This is a genomic window from Candidatus Accumulibacter vicinus, assembly GCF_000584955.1.
Lineage (GTDB): Bacteria > Pseudomonadota > Gammaproteobacteria > Burkholderiales > Rhodocyclaceae > Accumulibacter > Accumulibacter vicinus.
In genome coordinates, this window is sequence record NZ_JDSS02000030.1 from 1 (window position 1) to 1,521 (window position 1,521).

Below are 1,521 nucleotides of genomic sequence, written 5' to 3' on the forward strand. Positions count from 1 at the left end.
GCGGGCTCCGGCAGCAGCAGTATCCGGGGCGATCTGCTCGATGGCGGAGACGACGATGACTTCATGGTGGGGAGCACCGACGCAGACCTCCTGGCCGGGGGTGTCGGCGAAGACCTCCTGATTGGTGGCGCCGGCAACGACAACCTCTGGGGGGACGCCGAAATCAGCTTTGCTTACAGGGATTGGTCAGTGCGACGCGAAGTCGAGGAAAAACCAAATGGCGTCACCGTATACAGAACCGTTGCTGATCGCACTTCCTTTTCTGGAACCGGCGATGGTGACGACATTCTCTTTGGAGGCGCCGGTGATGACTGGCTGATGGGTGGCGCTGGCGACGATTTCATCGACGCCGGAACCGACAATGACGTGGGATTCGGCCTTGAGGGCGACGACCAGCTTCTGGGTGGGGCAGACAATGACGTGCTGAGCGGCGACACGGTTGACGATCCTACGGACCCGGATATCAGTCTCTCCGGTGCGCTCCATGGCAACGATTTTATAGACGGTGGAGAGGGCGACGATCGCCTGACTGGAAACGGCGGTCATGACGAACTGGTCGGCGGTGCCGGCAATGATCTTCTTTCCGGTGACGAAAGCATCACCGCCGGCCAGTACCACGGCAACGACATTGTCGACGGCGGTGCCGGCAACGACACCCTCTGGGGGAACGGCGGCGCCGACGAACTCTCGGGCGGCGATGGTGACGACCATATCGAAGGCGACGCCAGCGGACTCGACAAGCAGTATCACGGCCGCGACCTGGTCTTCGGCGGCCAGGGCAAGGATGCCATCATCGGCGGCGGCGATGCCGATGAACTTCACGGTGGTGACGACGACGACACCATCGTCGGCGACGACACGTCCGGTGCGCCGCTGGCCGCCGATGCCCACGGCCGCGACACCCTCTACGGCGACAAGGGAGACGACTACCTCGAAGGCGGCGGCGGGGACGATACCCTCTCTGGCGGCGAAGGCAAGGATGGCCTGCGCGGCGATGGCGATACCGTCGCCAACGGCGGCAACGACCTGCTCGACGGTGGCCAAGGGGACGACAATCTCAGGGGCGACGGCGGCAACGACACCCTGATCGGCGGCGCAGGAAATGACGGCCTCCTCGGAGACGCCGGCAACGACGTGCTCATCGGCGGCGCCGGTACCGACTACCTTGCCGGCGGCGAGGGCGACGATACCTACCGCTTCGTTGCGGGCGACAGCCCCGAGAACGCCCTGGGACAGAGCGAGTCCATCGACGATGCCGCCGGACACAATACGGTGCTCTTCGAAACCGCCGCCGTGAACGACCTCACCGTACAAAACAGCAGCGGCTACCTCGTCATTGACTACGGCGCCAACGACCGGCTGCTCATCACCGGCGGCTTCGCCGGAGCGATCGCCACCTACGAATTCTCCGACGGCGAACGCCTGAGCTACAGCGAACTGATCGGCCGCATGATGGACGGCGTCAATGTTGCCACCAGTAGCAGCGGCCAGCCGATCGCCAGCGGCGGTCGCGACAACAAC

1 protein-coding gene is annotated in these 1,521 nt (G+C 64.5%); it reads left to right on the forward strand.

Translation table 11 applies throughout. The features are described from left to right. The coding region (locus CAPSK01_RS14075) for a calcium-binding protein (protein ID WP_273703714.1) at positions 1-1,521 on the forward strand (1,521 nt) is incomplete at both ends.